The 21008-nt window shown below is 54.7% G+C and carries 23 protein-coding genes; 13 read left to right on the forward strand and 10 right to left on the reverse strand.

Annotation, left to right across the window (positions count from 1 at the left end; translation table 11 throughout):
* Nucleotides 1-9: 9 nt before the first annotated feature.
* The 4 genes from K0J45_RS11440 to K0J45_RS11455 form a co-directional block, all read right to left on the reverse strand.
* Entirely contained in the window at nucleotides 10-378 is a 369-nt protein-coding gene (locus K0J45_RS11440) for a YbaN family protein (RefSeq protein ID WP_011866035.1), read from the reverse strand.
* 332 nt (nucleotides 379-710) lie between these two features.
* Nucleotides 711-1454: an HvfC family RiPP maturation protein gene (locus K0J45_RS11445; protein WP_220042660.1), complete on the reverse strand. Its 744-nt coding sequence runs from the start codon at nucleotides 1452-1454 to the stop codon at nucleotides 711-713.
* Nucleotides 1455-2291, reverse strand: coding sequence for an HvfB family MNIO-type RiPP peptide maturase (locus K0J45_RS11450; RefSeq protein ID WP_220042661.1), 837 nt, complete (start codon nucleotides 2289-2291; stop codon nucleotides 1455-1457). It lies immediately after the preceding gene.
* 102 nt (nucleotides 2292-2393) lie between these two features.
* Nucleotides 2394-2834 carry an HvfA family oxazolone/thioamide-modified RiPP metallophore gene (locus tag K0J45_RS11455; RefSeq protein ID WP_011866039.1) on the reverse strand — a complete coding sequence of 147 codons (441 nt, stop codon included), beginning with the start codon at nucleotides 2832-2834 and terminating at the stop codon, nucleotides 2394-2396.
* A 441-nt stretch (nucleotides 2835-3275) separates the two neighbouring features.
* On the opposite strand from K0J45_RS11455, the gene dusC reads away from it, so the two are divergent.
* Nucleotides 3276-4205, forward strand: coding sequence for a tRNA dihydrouridine(16) synthase DusC (gene dusC, locus K0J45_RS11460; protein ID WP_011866040.1), 930 nt, complete (start codon nucleotides 3276-3278; stop codon nucleotides 4203-4205).
* A 252-nt stretch (nucleotides 4206-4457) separates the two neighbouring features.
* Nucleotides 4458-4814: a TraR/DksA family transcriptional regulator gene (locus tag K0J45_RS11465; RefSeq protein ID WP_011866041.1), complete on the forward strand. Its 357-nt coding sequence runs from the start codon at nucleotides 4458-4460 to the stop codon at nucleotides 4812-4814.
* A 199-nt stretch (nucleotides 4815-5013) separates the two neighbouring features.
* On the opposite strand, the gene rluB is transcribed toward K0J45_RS11465, so the two are convergent.
* The 5 genes from rluB to rnm form a co-directional block, all read right to left on the reverse strand.
* The gene (gene rluB, locus K0J45_RS11470) at nucleotides 5014-5880 is read right to left on the reverse strand and encodes a 23S rRNA pseudouridine(2605) synthase RluB (protein ID WP_220042662.1); all 867 of its coding nucleotides are present in this window, start codon (nucleotides 5878-5880) and stop codon (nucleotides 5014-5016) included.
* Complete coding sequence (scpB, locus tag K0J45_RS11475) at nucleotides 5880-6491, reverse strand: SMC-Scp complex subunit ScpB (RefSeq protein WP_220045285.1); 612 nt, start codon at nucleotides 6489-6491, stop codon at nucleotides 5880-5882. The genes rluB and scpB overlap by 1 nt, the downstream gene beginning before the upstream one ends.
* Nucleotides 6492-6506: 15 nt before the next feature.
* Entirely contained in the window at nucleotides 6507-7295 is a 789-nt protein-coding gene (locus K0J45_RS11480; RefSeq protein WP_011866046.1) for a segregation and condensation protein A, read from the reverse strand.
* A 163-nt stretch (nucleotides 7296-7458) separates the two neighbouring features.
* A complete protein-coding gene (locus K0J45_RS11485; protein WP_011866047.1) occupies nucleotides 7459-8079 on the reverse strand; it encodes an L-threonylcarbamoyladenylate synthase in 621 nt (206 codons plus the stop codon).
* On the reverse strand, nucleotides 8076-8936 hold the full coding sequence (rnm, locus tag K0J45_RS11490) for an RNase RNM (protein WP_220042663.1): 861 nt from the start codon (nucleotides 8934-8936) through the stop codon (nucleotides 8076-8078). Before rnm ends, K0J45_RS11485 begins: the two co-directional genes overlap by 4 nt.
* Nucleotides 8937-9383: 447 nt before the next feature.
* On the opposite strand from rnm, the gene K0J45_RS11495 reads away from it, so the two are divergent.
* From K0J45_RS11495 to K0J45_RS11530, 8 genes are all read left to right on the forward strand, one after another.
* On the forward strand, nucleotides 9384-10937 hold the full coding sequence (locus K0J45_RS11495) for an anthranilate synthase component 1 (protein WP_220042664.1): 1554 nt from the start codon (nucleotides 9384-9386) through the stop codon (nucleotides 10935-10937).
* A complete protein-coding gene (locus tag K0J45_RS11500; RefSeq protein ID WP_220042665.1) occupies nucleotides 10934-11542 on the forward strand; it encodes an aminodeoxychorismate/anthranilate synthase component II in 609 nt (202 codons plus the stop codon). Before K0J45_RS11495 ends, K0J45_RS11500 begins: the two co-directional genes overlap by 4 nt.
* Before the next feature lie 2 nt (nucleotides 11543-11544).
* Nucleotides 11545-12594, forward strand: a complete 1050-nt coding sequence (gene trpD / locus K0J45_RS11505) for an anthranilate phosphoribosyltransferase (protein WP_434086936.1) — start codon at nucleotides 11545-11547, stop codon at nucleotides 12592-12594.
* Nucleotides 12594-14045 (forward strand): bifunctional indole-3-glycerol-phosphate synthase TrpC/phosphoribosylanthranilate isomerase TrpF, encoded by a 1452-nt coding sequence (gene trpCF, locus K0J45_RS11510; protein WP_220042666.1) that lies wholly within the window; start codon nucleotides 12594-12596, stop codon nucleotides 14043-14045. The genes trpD and trpCF overlap by 1 nt, the downstream gene beginning before the upstream one ends.
* Before the next feature lie 51 nt (nucleotides 14046-14096).
* The gene (trpB, locus tag K0J45_RS11515) at nucleotides 14097-15305 is read left to right on the forward strand and encodes a tryptophan synthase subunit beta (RefSeq protein WP_144203214.1); all 1209 of its coding nucleotides are present in this window, start codon (nucleotides 14097-14099) and stop codon (nucleotides 15303-15305) included.
* A complete protein-coding gene (gene trpA / locus K0J45_RS11520) occupies nucleotides 15298-16101 on the forward strand; it encodes a tryptophan synthase subunit alpha (RefSeq protein WP_220042667.1) in 804 nt (267 codons plus the stop codon). The genes trpB and trpA overlap by 8 nt, the downstream gene beginning before the upstream one ends.
* Before the next feature lie 295 nt (nucleotides 16102-16396).
* Nucleotides 16397-17002 carry an HAD family hydrolase gene (locus tag K0J45_RS11525; RefSeq protein WP_220042668.1) on the forward strand — a complete coding sequence of 202 codons (606 nt, stop codon included), beginning with the start codon at nucleotides 16397-16399 and terminating at the stop codon, nucleotides 17000-17002.
* 93 nt (nucleotides 17003-17095) lie between these two features.
* The gene (locus K0J45_RS11530) at nucleotides 17096-17626 is read left to right on the forward strand and encodes a CIA30 family protein (protein WP_220042669.1); all 531 of its coding nucleotides are present in this window, start codon (nucleotides 17096-17098) and stop codon (nucleotides 17624-17626) included.
* Nucleotides 17627-17716: 90 nt separating this feature from the next.
* Here the strand turns inward: K0J45_RS11530 and K0J45_RS11535 are convergent, their stop codons facing one another.
* Nucleotides 17717-18901: a cyclic di-GMP phosphodiesterase gene (locus tag K0J45_RS11535; RefSeq protein WP_220042670.1), complete on the reverse strand. Its 1185-nt coding sequence runs from the start codon at nucleotides 18899-18901 to the stop codon at nucleotides 17717-17719.
* A gap of 386 nt (nucleotides 18902-19287) precedes the next feature.
* On the opposite strand from K0J45_RS11535, the gene K0J45_RS11540 reads away from it, so the two are divergent.
* From K0J45_RS11540 to xthA, 3 genes are read left to right on the forward strand one after another with little or no spacing between them, the layout of a single operon-like run.
* Nucleotides 19288-19833, forward strand: a complete 546-nt coding sequence (locus K0J45_RS11540; protein ID WP_220042671.1) for a septation protein A — start codon at nucleotides 19288-19290, stop codon at nucleotides 19831-19833.
* On the forward strand, nucleotides 19833-20132 hold the full coding sequence (locus K0J45_RS11545) for a YciI family protein (RefSeq protein WP_011866059.1): 300 nt from the start codon (nucleotides 19833-19835) through the stop codon (nucleotides 20130-20132). Before K0J45_RS11540 ends, K0J45_RS11545 begins: the two co-directional genes overlap by 1 nt.
* A 23-nt stretch (nucleotides 20133-20155) precedes the next feature.
* On the forward strand, nucleotides 20156-20965 hold the full coding sequence (gene xthA, locus K0J45_RS11550; RefSeq protein ID WP_011866060.1) for an exodeoxyribonuclease III: 810 nt from the start codon (nucleotides 20156-20158) through the stop codon (nucleotides 20963-20965).
* Nucleotides 20966-21008 lie beyond the last annotated feature (43 nt).

Below are 21008 nucleotides of genomic sequence, written 5' to 3' on the forward strand. Positions count from 1 at the left end.
AGTTCACAATCAGTCGTCTAATTCGGGAATTTGCCTGAGATAAAGCAGCAAGCCTGTCAACATGGCCAGCAGCATCAGCTTCACCCACAGCAGCGGCACCAAGATGATACTCACGCTAAAACTCAAACAGGTGGCGATATAGGCCTTGCGCTTCAAGCCGCGGCGAATGGCGCGCTCGCTATGCCAGTTCTGCAGCGCATCGGCAAACCAAGGATGGGTCATCAGCCAGTCATGCAGACGCGAACTCGAGCGTGCGAAACAAAAGGCTGCCAGCAAGATAAAAGGCACGGTCGGCAGCAGCGGAAGGGCGATGCCAAGCAGGCCGAGAAACAGACTGCTAAGGCCTAGGAGTAGATAGAAGCCCCGCTTGATAACCATGAGTTCCTCGCATAAAAAAACCACTCAAGAATGAGTGGTTAGTATACCCGACTTAGCCCGCTAAGCTAGTTGCTTAACCGCTTAAGGCTAATGCTTAAGGCTAACGCTTAAGAGATCAGGTTTAGGTGTTTCAACCATGATAGGGTAGCTGGCAGCGTAGGCAACATCATTACCAGCAAGAAACCAAGAAAATAAACAAAATTAAACGGGTCTTTAAACGGCTGACTCATACTTTCCTCACTCATGATTAACAACTTTTATTGATCTAGATCAATTTTCGCCGCCATTATAGTGACAAGCCAGCACGATAGAAAGGCCTAATTGGACAAATTTTATCTCGCGGCGACCACTATGCCCCGCTGAGCCATATCCAGCAGCAACTGCCGACAACCCTCTACTATCTGAGACCTCGGCATCTGACGATAAAGCGATGCGAGCCAGTCACATAGCGCAGCAAACTCCACACCATCTTGCTGTTCGATATAGGCCAGCACCTGCGCCGTAAGCGGATTAAGCTGCAAGAAACAGACTTCATCGTCAGCATCCCGGTAGATACAGAAAAAGTTAGGCTGCTCGCTAGGCGCCTCGGGGCGATACTCGGGGCTGATACGCTGCACCTCAAAATGGTATTGGGCCACCCTGGCAGCCAAGCTTAACCCCAGGGGCTGGGTTTCCAGGCTTTGCTCGTCAATACGTTGCGACTGTCTGTCATCGAGCGCCGTGGCCACCACCAGCTCCAACCATTCATAGTGAGCCAGCTCTAGCATGAAGGCGGGATCTTGCTCGCTCAGCTGATACTCGTTTTGCAAAAACAGCAAAAACTCCTGGGCGATTTCGATAAAGATCGGCGTCTGACAATCATGGGTCACAAAAAACTGCTGCACCAGCGCCTGCCAGTCATCTTCTTCATACAAGGAGCAGAGCACGGGAAAACCACTGGCGACAAACCCCTTCACATTATTAAAAAACAGTTCGCGATAGATCCCCATACGCCTTTCGTCCGTCCCCTGAGGCAGGGGCGATGAAGGGTCTTTGATGTAATCGATAAACGACTGCTGAACTTGGGTAAAACTCATCTAGGCGCTCCGATGACTGGGCTGCAATGCCTTAGTCTGATAGTCATGTATCTTGTTGATCTCTTTGAGCAACTCAGAGGTGGCTGGAATATTAAAGTCACGCTCAAGCAAGGTGGGAAACACACCATGGGTCTGATAGCAAAGCGCTAACAAGCGCCACACGGGGTCGATCACCTCGCTGCCATGGGTATCGACCTTAAGATCTTCCGCCTCATCGTAATGACCGGCAATATGCAGATAGGCGATACGCTCGCTGGGCATGGCCCTTAAGAAAGCTTCGGCGTCATATTGATGATTGATCGAGTTAACATAGATGTTGTTCACATCCAGCAGCAGGCGACAATCTGCCTCTTCTAGCACGGCGCTGACAAACTCGCACTCACTCATCTCGCTCGCGGGCGCGGCGTAAAAGGATACGTTTTCCAAAATAAAGGGACGCTCTAAGATATCCTGTACCTGCTCGATCCGCCTTGCCACGTGGCGCACCGCATCATCAGTAAAGGGAATTGGCATCAAGTCATACAGATGACCCTTGCCCGAGCAGTAGCTTAAGTGCTCCGAATAGATCTCTATGTCGTGATGATCGAGAAAGGTTTTAACCTGCTTAACGAAACGCGTATCTAGGGGCTCTGGGCCACCGATAGAGAGCGACAGTCCGTGGCAGAAAAACTTGTGCTTCTCGGTTAACTGCCTAAATTGACGGCCAAACTTACCACCAAGTGTCATCCAGTTCTCAGGCGCCACCTCGAAAAAATCGATGGCACCAGGGACAGACTGGCAAAACTCATCTAGCATCTCGCGGCGCAGGCCGAGCCCCACCTTAGCTTGTGTCATCATCACTCCACCTCTAGTGAACAAATTGACGCATTTACCTTATGTAAAAAGAATTAGGCCAGTATTCACTGGCCTAATCGACATGGGCAATTGCCTTAAGGCCTATTACTTATGGCCGCCACACTTTCCTTCTTTGCCCTTCTTCATATCTTCGCCGCACTTGCCCTCTTTGGCCTTCATGTTCTCGCCACACTTACCTTCTTTGGCTTTCATGTTTTCGCCGCACTTACCCTCTTTATGGGCCTTCATCTGGGCGCCGCATTTACCTTCGCCACACTTACCTTCTTTGGCGCCTTTCTTCATGCCTTCGCCACATTTACCCTCTTTGGCTTTCATGTTCTCGCCGCACTTACCTTCTTTGGCGCCTTTCTTCATGTTCTCGCCGCACTTGCCTTCGCCACACTTACCTTCGCCATCGGCGATCTGGTAACCAGCTTGCATTTCACTGTAACCAAACGGATTAGCTTGAGCCTGCGCCGCAAACGCGCTACCAACAAACACAGTGCCTAACGCTACAGCAACAGCAGTATTCTTAACTAATTTCATAATCTCTTCCTTTGTTGATCTCTTATATGCAATGGTTTGCCAACATCAGTGCGTTGCTGGCTCGGATAATATGACCCGGCCCCCTAGATTTTTATTTCAAAAAACTTATCAGGCATCACATTTATGACCCAAATTATGTGTTAGCGCAAGCATCTAAACAGCAGTAATCGATTGATCTCACGTCTTTATTGACTAGAAATCGATAAGCCAGTCATAGATAACAAAAGATACTCGCATCTAACTCATAAGTTTGGCTGGGCGCAGCCGTTATCCCCACACCTTCCCGCACGCACACAGGCTTTGTATCTGCCAGGCGCTTGACGTAGAATAAGCGCCCTTTTACCCGGCCTGGCAATGCAGTATGCAAGCAGTACGTACACCATGGCCGACAGGTTCACCTTTTTAGGCTCTGCGCCTTAAATTAATGAGAAAACGAGAATCATGCGTGTCATCTTAGCCCCGATGGAAGGCGTTGCCGACGCCCCGATGCGAGCCCTGCTAACCAGCGTTGGTGGCTATGACATGGTGATCAGCGAATTTATTCGTGTCGTCGATCAATTACTGCCGGAAAAAGTCTTCTACCGACTCTGCGCCGAGCTTAAGTACCAATGCAGAACCGCCTCGGGCACTCCGGTGCGCCTGCAATTGCTGGGGCAGGAGCCTAACTGGATGGCAGAGAATGCCATTCGCGCCGTCGAGCTCGGTTCTCGCGGCGTCGACCTTAACTATGGCTGCCCTGCCCCTATGGTTAATCGCAGCAAGGGCGGCGCGGCGCTGTTAAAAGAGCCTGAAACCATCTACCGGGTGACCCAAGCCGTGAGGCAGGCGGTGCCCAAGGACAAGCCTGTGTCGGCCAAGATCCGCCTGGGGTGGGATGACAAGAGCCGCTGCACCGAAATTGCCCAGGCTATCGAGGCGGCCGGCGCCACCGAACTCACGGTGCACGCCCGCACCAAAGAGGAAGCCTACCGACCGCCGGCGCACTGGGAATATATCGCGCAGATAAAATCTGTCACTCGTCTGCCCATCATCGCCAACGGCGAGATCTGGGGCAGAGAAGATTACCTGAAATGCCGCGAGGCCAGCGGCTGTGATGATGTCATGCTCGGGCGCGGCGCCCTGACCATCCCAAACCTGGCCCACGTCGTTAAAGGCGAGCAGACGCCTATGCCCTGGCCCGAGGTGCTGGCGCTGCTGCTGCAGTATTCAGAGTTTGAGATAGTCAGCGAGAAAGAGAAGTACTATCCGGCGCGCATCAAACAGTGGCTGAGGTTTATCGCCCGCCACTATGAAGAGGGCGAAGCCCTGTTCCGCCAGGTACGCGTACTGAAAGATACCCAGAGCATCTTGTCCCTGCTACGCAGTTGCTAGCAGGAAACTTGTGCCTGACGGTCGCATCTGTAGGCTCTATGATGCTTCAGGGCATCAGGCACTGCTAACCTTCAAGCCTTCCCTATCTCAAGGCGCGACAAATAGCCAGCCCAGTCGCGCCTTAACTGGTCTGATCTTCACATCCCTCAACGCGATTCACCATAAAAGTCACCGACTTTTGATCTTAGTCATAGCCAATACGCCCAAGCGGTTTAGACTGATTATCTAAGAATATCAACTAGGCAATGATTTGTGAGCAGATCCCATATCAGACATGAACTGTCGGTGCTTGAAGCGAATCTCAGGAAAGAGTTAGGTACCCTGCTGGCATTACATCAAATAACGCTCGATACCCAGCAACTCTCGCTGACCTCCCTCATCGACGAGATGACCGCGGCCAAACTGGCCGACGAGCCCCTATTTATCAAGCTGACCCAACTCGATGCGGCGCTGTGCCAGCTGGATCTGGGCCTCTACGGCTTATGCTCAGACTGTGAGGCCGACATCGAAGCCGAGCGGCTCAACGCCAATCCGCTCGAGCAGCGCTGCACCCAGTGCGCCGCCGATTACGCCCACGAACACAGGCACGAGCTCAGGCTCACCCACTAAGCACAGTTCAATAAGCGGACTGCTTGTTAATCGAGCGGTTCGCTTAACCGCGACAGTAGTCAAATTACTGGAAGGCAGTCCAGAAAAAGACGTACATAAAAAAGCCGCACCCTCGAGGGAGTGCGGCTCTTTATATCTTTAGACCAAATGGCCTAATCTAGTCGCCTAATCTAACAGCATAACCTACAAGCGGTTCAACCTAGCTTCTTTGACGCGGCGTTTTACCCGCTGTGGTCTTGTGCTTACGCACAGCGCGGCGGATCTTGGCGCTTTTCACCTTGGCGCGGGCCACACTGTGTTTGTCTGTGCCCAGCAGGGTGCGCGTCTCCTCATCCATGCCGGCTAACTTACGCAGATAGTTCACCTGCTCGATTGGCAGCTCGACCCAACCACCGCGAGGTAGGGATTTAGGCAGATCTATCATGCCGTAGCGAATGCGGATCAGGCGGCTCACCTGCACTTCCTGCGATTCCCATAAGCGGCGAACCTCGCGGTTACGGCCTTCGGCCAGCGACACATGCCACCATTTATTCATGCCCTCGCCACCAGCAGGCTTCACCTTGTCAAAATGAGCCGGGCCATCTTCCAAGGTTACGCCGCTGCGCAGACGCTGAATGCAGGCGTCGGTCACCTCACCAAAGGTACGCACGGCGTATTCACGCTCCACCTCATGGGACGGGTGCATCAGGCGGTTAGCCAGCTCACCGTCTGAGGTAAACAGCAACAAGCCTGAGGTGTTGATATCCAGGCGACCTACCGCCACCCAGCGAGAATCTCGGGTCTTAGGCAGACGGTCGAATACCGTCGGACGCCCTTCGGGATCTTTGCGACTGCAGATCTCCCCTTCAGGCTTGTGATAGGCGATCACGCGGCATACCAAGTCGTCTTCCGACTTAATCGATACCGTACGACCATCAATACGCACCTTGGCATCGGCCTCGATACGATCGCCAAGTTTGGCAATTTCACCGTCTATACTAACTCGGCCTGCAGCAATCCATGCCTCCATCTCACGACGGGAGCCATGGCCTGCACGGGCCAAGACTTTCTGCAATTTTTCACTCATTAGGTAGACTCTTCATCGGTTTGAGGCGCTGTGTTGTCAGGGGTCGACTCGACCGCCTGGGTTTGTCCAAACAGCGCCGCTAGTGACTCGGCATCGGATAAGGGAGGAAGGTCCGCTATCCTGTCCAAGCCAAAATAGGCTAAAAATTCATTTGTGGTCGCATAGAGCGCGGGTCTGCCCGGCACCTCTTTATGACCAACAATCTTAATCCAGTGTCTATCGGATAGACTCTTGATGATATGGCTTCCCACTGCCACACCACGTACAAACTCAATATCGGCGCGGGTGACCGGCTGACGATAGGCGATCACCGCCAGGGTCTCCAGGGTCGCCCGGGAATATCTCGGCGCCTTCTCCTGCCACAGTGGCTGCAGATAGGGACTCAAGGTCTCGATGGACTGAAAACGATAACCGCCCGCCACCTTGACTAACTCTATGCCGCGCCCCTGATAATCCTGCTGCAACTCCTCTATGGCAGCCTTAACCTTGGCGCGGGAAACGCTAAAGTTTGCCAGCACACTTTCATTTAAGTGCTTGATAGAGACAGTCCTAGCCATCACAAACAGACTGGCTTCAATCAGCTGCTTGAGCTGATCCGGGTTTATTTGCAGTTTCTTACTCGACAATCAATAGGCCCTAACATGTATGGTCGACAGCGGCTGCGCCTGAATTAGGTCGACCAGAAGCTCTTTTACCAGCTCCATCAGCGCAAGAAAGCTCACGACCACGCCGGCTCGCCCCTCAGAAACATCAAACAGCTGCTCGAAAGGCACATAGGACTTGCCTTCTAGCATAGCCAATATTTGCGTCATGCGTTCCCGTGTCGACAGATGCTCGCGCTGCACATGGTGATGCTCTGTGGCCTCGACCCTCTTTAACACGGCGGCGAAGGCACCGGCCAACTCCACCAGGGAAACCGACGGCGGCACTAACACCGGCTTGATATCAGGCGCGGGCAACACCTTAGCCTGAAACACATCTCGCTCGAGTCGCGGCAAGGCATCTAGCCTTTGCTGCGCGTCTTTAATCACCTCGTAGGCCTTAAGCTGTCTAATCAGCTGGGCACGGGGATCGGCCTCATCTTCCTCTGCAAGCTCGGGTCTTGGCAGCAAGAGGCGCGACTTGATCTCGGCCAGGGTAGCGGCCATTACCAGATAGTCTGCGGCCAGTTCCACCCTCGCCCCCTGCAACAGCTCGATATACTCAAGATATTGATCCGTCACCGGCGCGATGGCCATCTCGACCACATCCAGTTTCTGCTTACGGATCAGATAGAGCAGCAGATCCAGCGGGCCTTCGAAAGACTCGAGAAACACCTCTAGCGCCTCGGGCGGAATAAAGAGATCCGCCGGCAGCTCCTTAACGGGCTCGCCCCTGACCACGGCCAAAGGTAAACTTTGCTGAGTCCCCTGCATCCGCTCTCCAAGTCAGCAGACTGACATTTGCCTGCCACAGGCTAAAGGTTAGATAATAACGATAAATTACCGCCATTTAGGGCGAATAATCACCGGTTTCTGGCGAGGCTAATCGACACCAAACGCGCGATTATACCTGCAAATTTGACCAATAGACAGGGCTTTAGCCAAACTGGCTAACATCCCCTGCGCCTTCACGTAAGATCTCGATATCGCCCTCGGAGAGATCGATAACCGTAGTTGGTTTCTCACCCAGATAACCGCCATGAATAATCACGTCTACCTGATGCTCGAGGATGTCACGGATATGCTCGGGATCTGACTCGGTAAACTCTTCACCCGGCAGGATAAGACTGGTAGACATCAGCGGTGCATCGAGCGCCTCCAGCAGCGCCAGGGCAATCACATTGTCTGGCACGCGAATACCGATAGTCTTCTTCTTCGGGTTCTGTAGGCGCTTAGGCACCTCTTTGGTGGCCTTGAAGATGAAGGTAAAAGGACCAGGAGTGTTGTGCTTGAGCACGCGATAGGCCTGGTTATCCACCCTGGCATAGGTCGCCAGCTCAGACTGATCACGCACCATCAGCGAGAAGTTGTGATCGTTCTCGATCTGACGAATACGCACTATGCGGGTCATCGCATCTTTCTCACCCAGCAGACAACCTAGGGCATAGCCAGAGTCTGTGGGATAGACCACCACGCCGCCTTGCTTGATCACATTGACCGCCTGATTGATCAGACGAACCTGAGGATTTTCCTCGTGTACATAAAAAAATTGACTCATGGGTTTCCCATCCAATTATCCATTTGCCAAACCCAATCGACACCTTGGGGTTGGAACATATTTCTGCCTAACTCGAGCCAGCTACCGGGAAAATGAAAATCGCTTCCCAGCGAGGCATGCAGTTCATTTAGCCGACTCAAGGCAATTAAATTGTTACGATCGTCCAGGGTTTGCTGCCCCAGCACCACTTCCATGGCATCGCCCCCGGCGGCCTTAAATTCACGCACCAGACGCTTTAGCCATTTGGCCGACAACTTGTAGCCGCTAGGGTGTGCCAGCACGGCGACGCCGCCCGCCTCATGAATGATGGCGATAGCGGTTTCCATGTCAGACCAATTGTTTGGCACATAGCCTGTCTTGCCCCGGGCCAGGTATTTCTTGAACACGGCGGCAGCATTGGTGGCATAGCCGTTGTCCGCCAACCAGCGCGCATAGTGGCCGCGACTCAGGGCGGCGCCTTCGGCTAACGCCTTAGCCCCTTCATAGGCGCCGCTGATGCCCGCCTTCTCCAGGCGCACGCCTATCTCCATCGCCCGCGCCTCACGCAAGGCACGCTGCTGGGTCAGGAAGGCATCCAGCCCCTGATGTTCAGGATCAATATTTAAGGCGACGATATGAATATCGAAGTTATTCCAACGGGTAGAGATCTCGCAGCCGTTAATCAGAGTCAAAGGCTCGGCTTGACTGTCGTTGAAGCTGTGGGCTTCCTTGAGACCGGCTAAGGTATCGTGATCGGTAATGGCCAGCATCTGCACCCCATTAGCGAGGGCACGGGCCACTAATTCTGACGGGGTTAACTGGCCGTCGGATGCCGTGGTGTGGCTGTGAAGATCGATTAAACGCGTTTCATCTGTCATCCCTTTATTCTACTCGACTTTGTTATTAGAAACATCTAATTGGATGAAAATGGACGAAATTGCATGAGATTCGTTAAATCTTCTCGGTTATCACTGCAGATTGTGATCTTAAAGTGCTAAATAACAGCCAAATAGAAAAATATTCAATTGACAAGGCAACGGAGGGGATGTTTTTATATAGCCATCAACGAGATTTTACCTTTACATGAGATAGACACTGAAATGACGACGCAGCGATTCAACAACATCAACTGGTGGTGGCACTTCCCAACATAGCGGGTGGTGTGAATTTCTGTGCTCATGTAAAAGAGACAAGATTTAAACAAAAAGCCCGCACTCGATGCGGGCTTTTTGCATTTAATCACCTAATTTTATTAATAGATTTATAAACGACTAACCCAAACGCATAAACAAGTTAGTCTACTATCGGCAAGTAGGAGCGCAAATATGGGGCAAGAGTTTCTGGCCAGCGTCAACACGATAAAGGAGCGGATCACCTATCATGATGATCCTCTCCAGCTGTATCAGCACCTGACGCAGGATGCGGCACATACCATGTTGCTGGAGTCGGCTGAGATCGACAGTAAGGACCACCTTAAAAGCATCATCATGACCCACGCCGCCCTGGCCATACGTTGTGAAGGTTACCAACTCAGCTTCACCGCGCTGAGCGACAATGGTCAGGCGCTGCTGGTCCCCATCGCCCGCTTCTTCGGCGAAGATGAAAGTCAGGTCGATGGCAAGACGTTGACCTTAGTCCTGCAAAAAGACACCTCGCTCCTGGATGAAGATGCCAGATTAAAATCTACCTCACCGCTCGATGGCCTGCGCAGCCTGATAAAGCATATCGAGATGGGTAATAATGCCCAGTTCGAGAGCCTGTTCCTCGGCGGCGTACTGGCGTTCGATCTTATCGACACGGTAGAGCCGCTTCCCAAGGTGAGTCAGAGCGCCAATACCTGCCCTGATTATCTCTTCTACCTGGCCGAAACTCTGATCCTGGTCGATCACCAAGCGCGCAGCGCCGATATCATCAGCCATGATTTTACCCAGAAAGCAGATGTTAAGGCGGCATTGGCCGAGCGAGTCGCACAGCTGCACCAGTCCTGTAGCGAACTTCCCGATATCGCTCCGCTCTGCCCTGTGGATGCCGAGACCCAGGTTAATGTGTCAGATGATGAGTTTAAGACCATAGTGACAGATCTTAAGTCACACATCGTCGCCGGCGATATCTTTCAGGTGGTGCCATCGCGTAGCTTTAGCCTGCCTTGCCCGAATGCCCTGGGCGCCTACCGCGCCCTGAGACTGACCAATCCCAGTCCCTACATGTTCTACTTCAGAGGCGATGACTTTACCCTGTTTGGCGCCTCACCAGAGAGCGCCCTCAAATATGAGGCCAGCACCAACCAGGTGGAGATCTACCCCATCGCCGGCACCCGCAAACGCGGCAAGACCGCGAGCGGCGAGATCGATTTCGATCTCGACAGCCGCATCGAGCTGGAACTGCGCCTGGATAAGAAAGAGCTGTCTGAACACCTGATGTTGGTAGACTTGGCCCGTAACGATGTGGCCCGCATCAGCCAGAGCGGCACCCGCAAGGTGGCCGAGCTGCTGAAAGTGGATCGCTACTCCCATGTGATGCACCTGGTCAGCCGGGTCACCGGCCAGCTTAGAAGCGATCTCGATGCCCTGCACGCCTATCAGGCCTGCATGAACATGGGCACCCTAACCGGCGCCCCTAAGGTGAGCGCGGCCCAGCTTATTCGCGGCGCCGAAAAGACCCGCCGCGGCAGCTATGGCGGGGCCGTAGGCTATCTCAACGGCCTTGGCGACATGGACACCTGCATAGTGATCCGCTCCGCCTTCGTTAAAGCGGGCACGGCCCATATTCAAGCCGGCGCTGGCGTGGTGTATGACTCAGATCCCCAGGCGGAAGCCGACGAGACCCGCCAGAAGGCCCAGGCGGTCATATCAGCCATCAAGATGGGAGGCGGACAATGAAGCTCTACCTACTGGATAATTTCGACTCTTTTACCTACAACCTGGTGGATCAGTTCCGCAGCCTGGGCTTCGAGGTGGTGATCTACCGCAACGACTTAGATGCCCAGTTTATCGCCGACAAGCTACTGCAAGAGCAAGGCAAGGCGGCGCTGGTATTATCCCCCGGCCCGGGCGCGCCCCATGAGGCAGGCTGTCTGATGGCACTCATCGGCCTGTTGGCTGGCAAGGTGCCCATGCTGGGGATCTGCCTCGGCCACCAGGCAATGATCGAACACTTCGGAGGCAAGGTGGAGCGCGCCAAACAGGTGGTCCATGGCAAGGCCAGCCCAACCGAGCACAACGGCCAGGGGATCTTTGCCGGTCTACCCTCGCCGCTACCTGTGGCACGATACCACAGCCTGGTGGCAACGCAGGTGCCCGACTGCCTCGAGGTGATCGCCACCACAGAGGAGATGCCCATGGCCATCTCCCACAAAACCGTCAAGGCGGTGGGCTTTCAGTTCCACCCAGAATCTATCTTGACCACACTCGGCAGCCAGTTGCTGACCCAGACATTGACCTACCTGACCCAAGATGCCCAACTAAGCAGCGGCCAAGGAGTATAGTAATGAGTGAACTACAGCCGATTTTCGACAGGCTTTATCAGGGGCAAACCATCAGCCGCGAGGAGACCAAGGCGCTGTTTAGCGAGATAGTCGAGGGTAAAATGGATCCCGTGGCCATGGCCGGTATGTTGGTCGCGATGAAGATGCGCGGCGAGACAATAGATGAGATCTCCGGCGCGGCCGACGCCCTGCTGCAAGCCGCCAAGGCGTTTCCCGCCCCCAGTGAGGCGACACGCACCCAGGGCATAGTGGATATCGTGGGTACGGGCGGAGACGGTCACAACACCATCAACATCTCGACCACCTCAGCCTTCGTGGCCGCGGCGGCGGGCGCTAAGGTGGCCAAACACGGCAATCGCAGCGTATCGAGCAAGTCTGGCTCGTCTGATCTGCTGGCGCAGTTTGGTATCGATCTCAACATGGCGCCCGAGACTGCAAGAGACTGTCTCGACAATCTGGGGCTCTGTTTCCTGTTCGCGCCCCACTATCACGGCGGCGTGCGCCACGCGGTGCCTGTGCGTCAGGCACTGAAGACCCGCACCCTGTTTAACGTATTAGGTCCATTGATCAATCCGGCCAGACCCGACTACATGCTTCTGGGGGTCTATGATCCTATGCTGGTACGCCCTATCTGTGACGTGCTTAAGGCGCTGGACGTCAAACGCGCCATGGTAGTCCACGGCAGCGGCCTGGATGAGGTAGCGGTTCACGGCGAGACCTTAGTCTGTGAGCTGAAACAGGGCGAAATCGTCGAATATTACCTCTCACCCGAGGCCCTGGGGCTGAGCCGCGCCGAGATAAGCGATCTCGCCGGCGCCGGCCCTGCAGAAAACGCCGAAATCACCCGCGCCATATTGCAAGGCCATGGCCAGTTGGCGCACACTGAGGCGGTAGCTGCCAATGCAGGCTGCGCCCTCTATGTTTCCGGCTGCTGTGACAGTCCACAGCAAGGCACGGCGCTGGCGCTACAGACCCTCGCCAGCGGCAAGGCATACACCCTACTCGAGCAGCTTGCTAGCGCGAGCCAAAGTGACAACCTAGGAACAAACTGATGCAAGCGAGTGTAAACAGTCAAACTGGCGAATCCAAGACAAGCAGCAACGTGCTGACCCGTATCGTCGACACTAAACCGGCCCACATCGCCGCGCTGAAACAGCGCTTCCCCGAGGCCTCGCTAACGCCCAAGGTGTCGGATCGCAGCCTGTACCAGGCACTCAAGGCGCCCAATGCCGGCTTCATCTTCGAGTGTAAGAAGGCCAGCCCCTCTAAGGGCCTGATCAGACAAGCGTTCGACGTCGAGGCCATCGCCGATGTCTACAAGCATTATGCCGCAGCCATCTCGGTACTGACCGACGAGCAGTTTTTTCAGGGCGACATGGATTACCTGCCCAAGGTACGCGCCCGGGTGAGCCAGCCCATCTTATGTAAAGATTTCTTCGTCGATCCCTATCAGGTGAAGCTGGCGGCCCACCAAGGCGCCGATGCCATACTGCTGATGCTATCGGTACTGGATGATGACCATTACCGCCAGCTGGCAAGCCTGGCGGCCCAGTACCAGCTGGATGTGCTGACCGAGGTCAGCAATGAAGAGGAGCTCAAGCGCGCCATCGCCCTGGATGCCGCCATCATAGGGATTAACAACCGCAACCTAAGAGATCTCACCACAGATCTGGCGACCACGGAGGCTTTAGCCCCGCATATTCCATCAGACCGCGTGGTAGTGAGCGAATCAGGCATCTACACTCAGCAGCAGGTGAGACGCCTCAGCCCCCTGGTAGATGGCTTCCTGGTGGGCAGCTCGCTGATGGCCGAGGCCGATCTTGATCTCGCCTGCCGCGCCCTGACCCTTGGCCACAACAAGGTGTGCGGCCTGACCCGCAGTGAAGATGTGCGCACTGTTGCTGACGCCGGCGCCCTCTACGGCGGACTAATCTTTGCCAAGAAATCGCCTCGCTACGTGAGCCCAGAGCAGGCACTAGACTTAGTCGAGCAGCAGCGAAGCAGTGGTAAGGGGCTGAATTTTGTCGGCGTCTTCGTCAACGAAGAAGTCACCACCATCGCCGAGCTGGCCAAACGTTTAAACCTGTTTGCGGTGCAGCTTCACGGCAGCGAGAGCGAATATGATATCGATCAGCTCAGACTTAAGCTAAATGAACTTGATTGCCAGACCCAGATCTGGAAAGCGGTAGCCGTCAGCGTCGATAGCGACGATTGTCAGGCCCCCTCCACGCCAGACAATGCCGATCGCCTGCTCTACGACAGCAAGACAAAGGCGACAGACGGCGTGCAGTTTGGCGGCACGGGCCATGCCTTTAACTGGCAGCAGCAACTGCCGAGCAAAGCTGATGCCATGTTGGCCGGTGGGCTTAACGCAGGCAACGCCTTCGACGCCGCCCGGCAGGGCTTCTTTGGCCTGGACTTTAACTCGGGCCTCGAATCGGCTCCCGGCATCAAGGATGCAGAGCTTATCAAGCAAGCCTTTACTGCCCTTAGAGAATATTAACGTTTTGCGGCGCACCTTAACGGCGCCGCCCCATACAGAGAGAGCTTTATGATGACTAAGCTGGACCCTTATTTCGGCGAATATGGCGGTATGTTTGTACCGCAGATTTTGATGCCCGCCCTCAAGCAGCTCGAAGCCGCCTTCGTCGATGCGCAGAACGATCCGAGCTTTCAAGCCGAATTTACCGATCTGCTGAAAAACTATGCCGGCAGACCGACCGCCTTGACGCTAACCCGTAACCTCAGCCCCAACCCACTGGTGAAGATCTACCTCAAGCGTGAAGATCTGCTCCATGGCGGCGCCCATAAGACCAACCAGGTATTGGGTCAGGCCCTGCTGGCCAAGCGTATGGGCAAGAAAGAGATCATCGCCGAAACCGGCGCAGGACAGCACGGCGTCGCCACGGCCCTGGCCTGCGCACTATTAGGCCTCAAGTGTAAGGTCTACATGGGCGCCAAAGATGTCGAGCGTCAATCGCCCAACGTGTTCCGTATGCGCCTGATGGGCGCCGAGGTGATCCCGGTCACCTCAGGCTCAGCCACCTTGAAAGATGCCTGTAACGAGGCGATGCGCGACTGGTCTGCCAGTTACGACAAGGCTCACTACCTGCTAGGCACCGCCGCCGGCCCCCATCCCTTCCCCACCATAGTGCGCGAATTCCAGCGCATGATTGGCGAAGAGACCAAGGCGCAAATACTCGACCGTGAAGGACGTCTGCCCGACGCAGTGATCGCCTGTGTTGGCGGCGGTTCAAATGCCATCGGCATGTTTGCCGACTTTATCGACGAGCCTTCGGTGAAGCTTATCGGCGTCGAGCCAGCAGGACTCGGCATAGATACCCCTAAACACGGCGCGCCGCTCAAGCACGGCAAGACGGGGATCTTCTTCGGCATGAAGGCGCCGCTGATGCAAGATAAAGAGGGCCAAATTGAGGAGTCTTACTCCATCTCGGCAGGCTTAGACTTCCCATCTGTGGGGCCACAGCACGCCCATCTGGCGGCGACCGGTCGCGCCACCTATGAGTCGGCCACAGATGATGAGGCCTTAGCCGCCTTCCAGCTGCTGGCCCGCAGCGAGGGGATCATCCCGGCACTGGAATCGGCCCATGCCCTGGCCTACGCCATCAAGCTGGCCGAGGCCGCCACCGAGGAGACCCTATTGGTGGTCAACCTCTCTGGCCGCGGCGACAAGGATATCTTCACCGTCGCCGATATCTTAGAGAAACAACAAGCAAACAACGAGGAGAGCGGCAATGAGTAACCGTTATCAGGCAGCATTTGCCGCACTTAACGCAAGCGGGCGCGGCGCCTTCGTGCCTTTCGTCACCATAGGCGATCCCAACAGAGAATTGTCACTGAAGATCATCGAGACTTTAGTGGAAAACGGTGCCGATGCCTTGGAGCTGGGCTTTCCCTTCTCCGATCCCCTCGCCGACGGCCCGGTGATCCAGGGCGCTAACCTGCGCGCCTTAGCCGCGGGCACTACGCCGGGTGGCTGTTTCGAGATCATCACTGCGGTGCGCGCCAAGTACCCAGATCTGCCCATCGGCCTGCTGCTGTATGCCAACCTGGTATATGCCAACGGCGTCGAAGCCTTCTATGCCAAGGCCAAGGCCGCCGGCGTGGATTCTGTGCTGATCGCCGACGTGCCGGTGGAAGAGGCAGCCCCCTTTATCGCCGCCGCCAAGGCCCACGAGGTGGCGCCAATCTTTATCGCGCCGCCTAATGGCGATGCCGAGACGCTACGCCAGGTGGCCAATCAGGGCCAGGGCTACACCTACCTGCTATCACGCGCCGGCGTCACGGGCACTGAGTCTAAGGCAGGCATGCCGCTGGATGATATCCTGGCCCAGCTAAAAGAGTTCGACGCGCCGCCGCCCCTACTGGGCTTTGGCATCGCAGAGCCGGCTCAGGTCAAGGCCGCCATCGACTCGGGCGCGGCGGGCGCCATCTCGGGCTCTGCCGTGGTGAAGATCATCGAAGCCCATCAAGACGACGAACAGGCGCTGCTCGGTGCTCTGGGTCAGTTTACCCGAGAGATGAAGGCAGCGACCTAAGCCTAAACGTCTAACCCCCTTCTCATCCAATCTAAGATCCCCGCACCAGCGGGGATTTTTTTTTATCCGCTACTCCCCATTACTGATCCATTAGTCGCCGGGCGCCGTATCACCTCAATCAAACCAAATGAGAGCCGGCGCTTGAAACGCTCGCTAATGTCAGCCCTGACAGGAGTGACAGGCCGCTACTGGCTATACTTATAGCTATTAAGCTAGCGACTTTCTTAACAGCAGCCTTCTTAACAGCAGCCTTCTTAACAACAGCCTTCACCTTCAATCTAGATAAGGACACGCCATGCAGAGCTTTAATAACTTGTTTAAGGGAGTCATCTTCGACCTCGACGGCACCTTAGTGAGCAGCTCCCTCAACTTTAAGGCCCTCAAACAGGCGGTCGGCTGCCCGTTAGACCAGGATATTCTCGCCTTCGTGCAGCAGCTGCCAACAGAGCGTGCCAAGAAGGCCCATAGCATCATCACTCAGGCCGAGCACTTAGATGCCCTGAGTGCCAGGGCGATGAGTGGCGCCTTAGCCCTGCTGGATTTTTTGTTGCTGCAACAGATCCCAACGGCAATCGTCACCCGTAACAGCCGCCAGGCGGCAGAATTAAAGATAGAGCGCTGCGCCCTGCCGATCGATCTCATTCTCAGCCGCGACGATGGCCCGGCCAAGCCAGATCCCAGCTGTCTGCTAGCGCTAGCAAAGTTGTGGCAGCTGCCGCCATCGCAGATAGCCTATGTGGGCGACCATCACTATGATATCCAAGCGGCCAAACGGGCGGGCATGCCATCTGTGCTGCTCAGCGAGCAGAGAACCTATGGCGAGCAGCATGGCGCCAGCTACATCTTCAGGGATCTCATGGCGCTACACAGGGCCTTACCCTCCATTTCTCTGTGCGCCTGAGCTTGCAAACAATAAGCAGCGCACATGAAGATGCTACTTGGCTTGACCTTGCTAGGTCCTTACCTTCTCACTATCCAAGGAGTCGATACTAAGATGGAAACATTAGCCTTACTGACTCACCCAGGTCACTGGCAAATCGTCAACGATGGGGTAATGGGAGGCCGCTCCCAGAGTGAGCTGAGTGAGTTCCTCAACGCCAATCAGCAATATCGACTGCGCTTTAGCGGCAATGTCTCCCTCGAGAACAACGGCGGCTTCGCCTCAGTGTCGCGCACCCTAAGCCAGGAGGAGCAGCAGATTTTGCAACAGGCTCATCCAGGCGGCATTCGCCTCACCACCTTAGGCGATGGCAAGCACTACCAGCTCAGACTCAAAGTGCTTAAACAGGGCGAGCTGGTCAACTACAAGGCAAACTTCGATACCCAGGCGGGCAGACTCGAGCAGTGGACCTTTGCCCCAGGGGAGTTTATCGAGACCTTTCGCGGCGCGGATTATCCAACGCGCCCCTACCCAGACCTGACGCAACTGGTCGCCGTTGGTCTCTTGATTGGTAATGGCCAAGCGGGAGATTTTGAGCTGCAACTCGCCGAGCTGGCCATTCAATACGCACCGGCCTCGCAATGACCACGGAAAGCCCTATTAACTCAGGACGTTATAGAGCTAGGAGTTAAATGAGCAAAGGCGTTAATAAGCTAGCGCTTGACCAAAAAAGCGCTAGCCCTCGTGGGAGAGAAACTCGATGATCTCATCCATGTCGAGGTCGAAATCATCGGCGCGGACATTCTTGACTATGATGTCGTCACGCATCGCCGCCAGATCGATATTGGCGGAGATCTCGAAATGATTGGGATTCAAGCTGTAGAAGGGCTTCACCTTGGGGCGGATAGGGTCTTGATGGTTATGACTCTCGACGATCGCCAGACGATTAGATTCCAGCTGCACCAGAGAACCCACGGGATAGACTCCCATGCACTTGATGAAATGATCCACCAACTCGGCATCCAGCTCGTTATTCTCCCCCAGGGCGCGCAGTATGCTAAAGGCCTTCACCTGAGGATAGCCCGCCTTATAACAGCGATTGGCGGTTAAGGCGTCGAAGATGTCGCAGATGGCGATCATCCGGCCAAAACGGGAGATCGCCTCTGCACTGACGCCAAAGGGATAACCCTTGCCGTTGAGCTTCTCATGATGCAGCCTGGCGACCTCAAGGCTCAGCGGGCTGATGTTGGGCGTATTCTCTATGATGCGGATGGAGTGATTGGCATGAGTCTTCATCACCTCAAACTCCTCGGTCGTCAACCGACCCGGCTTGTCGAGAATGCTTGGGGGGATCATGATCTTACCCACATCGTGCAGGAAGGCACCGATCGCCAGCTCACTCACTATCTCTTTGTCTATCTTGAGATAGCAGGCAAAAATCGTCATCAGCACAGAGACGGCCACCGAATGTTCCAGCAAGTACTGATCTTTATGGCGTATGTTAATCACACAGGCCAGCGCATCGGGATTATCGAATATCGCCTCGATAGACTGATCCGTGACCTGTCTTACCGGCTCTAGTGACAGGGGCACGCCAGCTTGGGCATCGTCAAACAGGCGTCTCTGTATCGCCTTAGACTCGTTGAACAGCTGCTTGGCCTGGCTCAGTCGCTGTTTAAACAGTCCAGGAGGTTTCGTTAGCTGGGCAGCTTGTTTAACCTTGGCAGACTCACTAGGCTGTGGGCGTCGCTTGCTGCTGTCGACTAACAACTTCTCAATGCCTTTACGCTTAAAGCCATCGATCACCTGCTGTTTAGTGATCCATCCCTGCTCCGCCAGTTGAAACTTGTTCTTGGGCTGAGTGATCTCAACCACATACATGCCAACGGCCAGTTCAGAAACATCCAGTTCCACTTTCATATGCTGTACGCCTGCCCCCAGGAGGAAATTCGCTGCTTGCTCTGAGACACCAAGGTTTTCAAAAACCTACTTGGCATCACCTGCAAAAATGTAACACAAGCTTAAACAAAAAACTGCGCCTCAATAGCATCAAGATTTGAGACAAATCAAAAATCTCACCAATAATCATTAACATACAAACAACAAATATCCACTAAGGCTAGCCTGACTGCGCAAAAGAGCAACAGCCAGGTCACTTAATTATCAAACACCAGGTGTGCGCTACCCCAGATTAAAGGAATTTCATCCCAATTGCGCCGCTTTCACCGCGCCCCAACGTTTGCCCCACTCAAGAGGCATGTTACACTGCCAGCCATCTTTATCCCTTGTTTGGTGAACTAGCCTACATGAAACAACTGCTCGACTTTTTACCTCTGGTGATCTTTTTCGCCGTCTATAAATTTTTCGACATCTATATCGCCAGCGGCGCCCTGATCGTGGCCACCGCACTGCAGTTGGTAGTCACCTATCTGCTCTATAAGAAGATAGAGAAGATGCACCTGATCACCTTCGCCATGGTGAGCTTCTTCGGCACCCTCACCTTGGTCTTTCACGACGATGCCTTTATCAAATGGAAGGTCACTGTGGTCTATGCCCTGTTCGCCCTGGCGCTGGCGCTGAGCCAATATCTGAAGAAGCCGATCCTCAAAGGGATGCTGGGTAAGGAGCTTATCGTCGCCGACAAGATCTGGTCGCGGGTCACCTGGTATTGGGTCACCTTCTTCATCGCCTGTGGCCTGGTTAACATCTATGTCGCCTTTAACCTGTCTCAGGAAACCTGGGTCAATTTCAAGGTGTTTGGCCTCACGGCCCTGACACTGATCAATACAGTGATCACTGTGGTATACCTCTACAAACACATGCCTGAAGAACATAAAAAGGAACTCAAATAATGTGGTACATGATCTCATCTCAAGATGTTGAAAACAGCTTAGAAAAACGCCTTCAAGCCCGTCCTGACCACCTGGCACGCCTGCAGGAGCTCTCTGACGAGGGTCGCCTGATGATCGCCGGTCCACACCCAGCTATCGACAGCGACAACCCAGGTGAAGCCGGCTTCACAGGTTCACTGGTAGTAGCCGAGTTCGACTCACTGGAAGCGGCCCAGGCCTGGGCAGACCAAGACCCATACGTGGCCGCCGGTGTCTACCAAAGCGTCATCGTAAAACCCTTTAAGCGCGTACTCCCTTAACCAAAATCGCAGGAAGCAAGCACTTGAAAATTGTTTCATTTAACATCAATGGTCTCAGAGCCAGACTGCACCAGCTACAGGCGCTGATCGACAGCCATAGCCCGGATATCATCGGCCTGCAGGAGACCAAGGTCCACGACGAGGCCTTCCCCCTGGCCGAGGTCGAGGCCATGGGCTATCAGGTGCACTACCATGGTGGCAAGGCTCACTATGGCGTCGCCATGCTCTCCAAACTGCCACCGGTCAAGGTACAGAAGGGGTTCCCCACAGATGATGACGAGGCCCAGCGCCGAATGATCATGGGCACCTTTACCCAGGCCAACGGCCGTCAACTGACGGTGCTCAACGGTTACTTCCCCCAGGGCGAGAACATCAGTCATGAAACCAAGTACCCGGCCAAGCGCAAGTTCTACCAAGATCTGATGCACTATCTGCAGCAGCACCATAGCCCAGATGAAGATATCGCCATCATAGGCGACATCAACATCTCGCCAATCGATTTGGATATCGGCATAGGTGAAGTCAACGCCAAGCGTTGGTTGAAGACGGGTAAATGCAGCTTCCAGCCCGAAGAACGTGAGTGGCTACAGACGCTGCTGGATTGGGGATTAGTCGACACCTTCCGTCAGCTGCATCCAACACGCAGTGAGCGCTACTCTTGGTTCGACTATCGCAGCAAGGGCTTCGATGATAACCGCGGCCTGCGCATCGACGTGATCCTGGCAACGCCGTCACTGGCTGAGCGTCTGACCGAATCTGACGTAGATTATGATCTGCGCGGTATCGACAAGCCATCCGATCATGCGCCCATCTGGAGCTGCTTCAAAGATTAGTTCGTGATGGATCGAAAAAGGCGCCCTGGGCGCCTTTTTTATT

Origin of the sequence: Shewanella alkalitolerans (assembly GCF_019457575.1) — a bacterium.
Lineage (GTDB): Bacteria > Pseudomonadota > Gammaproteobacteria > Enterobacterales > Shewanellaceae > Shewanella > Shewanella loihica.

What these genes read in the sequence shown, in the direction of transcription:
- K0J45_RS11440 (WP_011866035.1), bottom strand. Translation starts at nt 378, where the DNA reads ATGGTTATCAAGCGGGGCTTCTATCTACTCCTAGGCCTTAGCAGTCTG.
- K0J45_RS11445 (WP_220042660.1), bottom strand. Translation starts at nt 1,454, where the DNA reads ATGAGTTTTACCCAAGTTCAGCAGTCGTTTATCGATTACATCAAAGAC.
- K0J45_RS11450 (WP_220042661.1), bottom strand. Translation starts at nt 2,291, where the DNA reads ATGATGACACAAGCTAAGGTGGGGCTCGGCCTGCGCCGCGAGATGCTA.
- K0J45_RS11455 (WP_011866039.1), bottom strand. Translation starts at nt 2,834, where the DNA reads ATGAAATTAGTTAAGAATACTGCTGTTGCTGTAGCGTTAGGCACTGTG.
- dusC (WP_011866040.1), top strand. Translation starts at nt 3,276, where the DNA reads ATGCGTGTCATCTTAGCCCCGATGGAAGGCGTTGCCGACGCCCCGATG.
- rluB (WP_220042662.1), bottom strand. Translation starts at nt 5,880, where the DNA reads ATGAGTGAAAAATTGCAGAAAGTCTTGGCCCGTGCAGGCCATGGCTCC.
- K0J45_RS11480 (WP_011866046.1), bottom strand. Translation starts at nt 7,295, where the DNA reads ATGCAGGGGACTCAGCAAAGTTTACCTTTGGCCGTGGTCAGGGGCGAG.
- K0J45_RS11485 (WP_011866047.1), bottom strand. Translation starts at nt 8,079, where the DNA reads ATGAGTCAATTTTTTTATGTACACGAGGAAAATCCTCAGGTTCGTCTG.
- rnm (WP_220042663.1), bottom strand. Translation starts at nt 8,936, where the DNA reads ATGACAGATGAAACGCGTTTAATCGATCTTCACAGCCACACCACGGCA.
- K0J45_RS11495 (WP_220042664.1), top strand. Translation starts at nt 9,384, where the DNA reads ATGGGGCAAGAGTTTCTGGCCAGCGTCAACACGATAAAGGAGCGGATC.
- K0J45_RS11500 (WP_220042665.1), top strand. Translation starts at nt 10,934, where the DNA reads ATGAAGCTCTACCTACTGGATAATTTCGACTCTTTTACCTACAACCTG.
- trpD (WP_434086936.1), top strand. Translation starts at nt 11,545, where the DNA reads ATGAGTGAACTACAGCCGATTTTCGACAGGCTTTATCAGGGGCAAACC.
- trpCF (WP_220042666.1), top strand. Translation starts at nt 12,594, where the DNA reads ATGCAAGCGAGTGTAAACAGTCAAACTGGCGAATCCAAGACAAGCAGC.
- trpB (WP_144203214.1), top strand. Translation starts at nt 14,097, where the DNA reads ATGACTAAGCTGGACCCTTATTTCGGCGAATATGGCGGTATGTTTGTA.
- trpA (WP_220042667.1), top strand. Translation starts at nt 15,298, where the DNA reads ATGAGTAACCGTTATCAGGCAGCATTTGCCGCACTTAACGCAAGCGGG.
- K0J45_RS11525 (WP_220042668.1), top strand. Translation starts at nt 16,397, where the DNA reads ATGCAGAGCTTTAATAACTTGTTTAAGGGAGTCATCTTCGACCTCGAC.
- K0J45_RS11530 (WP_220042669.1), top strand. Translation starts at nt 17,096, where the DNA reads ATGGAAACATTAGCCTTACTGACTCACCCAGGTCACTGGCAAATCGTC.
- K0J45_RS11535 (WP_220042670.1), bottom strand. Translation starts at nt 18,901, where the DNA reads ATGAAAGTGGAACTGGATGTTTCTGAACTGGCCGTTGGCATGTATGTG.
- K0J45_RS11540 (WP_220042671.1), top strand. Translation starts at nt 19,288, where the DNA reads ATGAAACAACTGCTCGACTTTTTACCTCTGGTGATCTTTTTCGCCGTC.
- K0J45_RS11545 (WP_011866059.1), top strand. Translation starts at nt 19,833, where the DNA reads ATGTGGTACATGATCTCATCTCAAGATGTTGAAAACAGCTTAGAAAAA.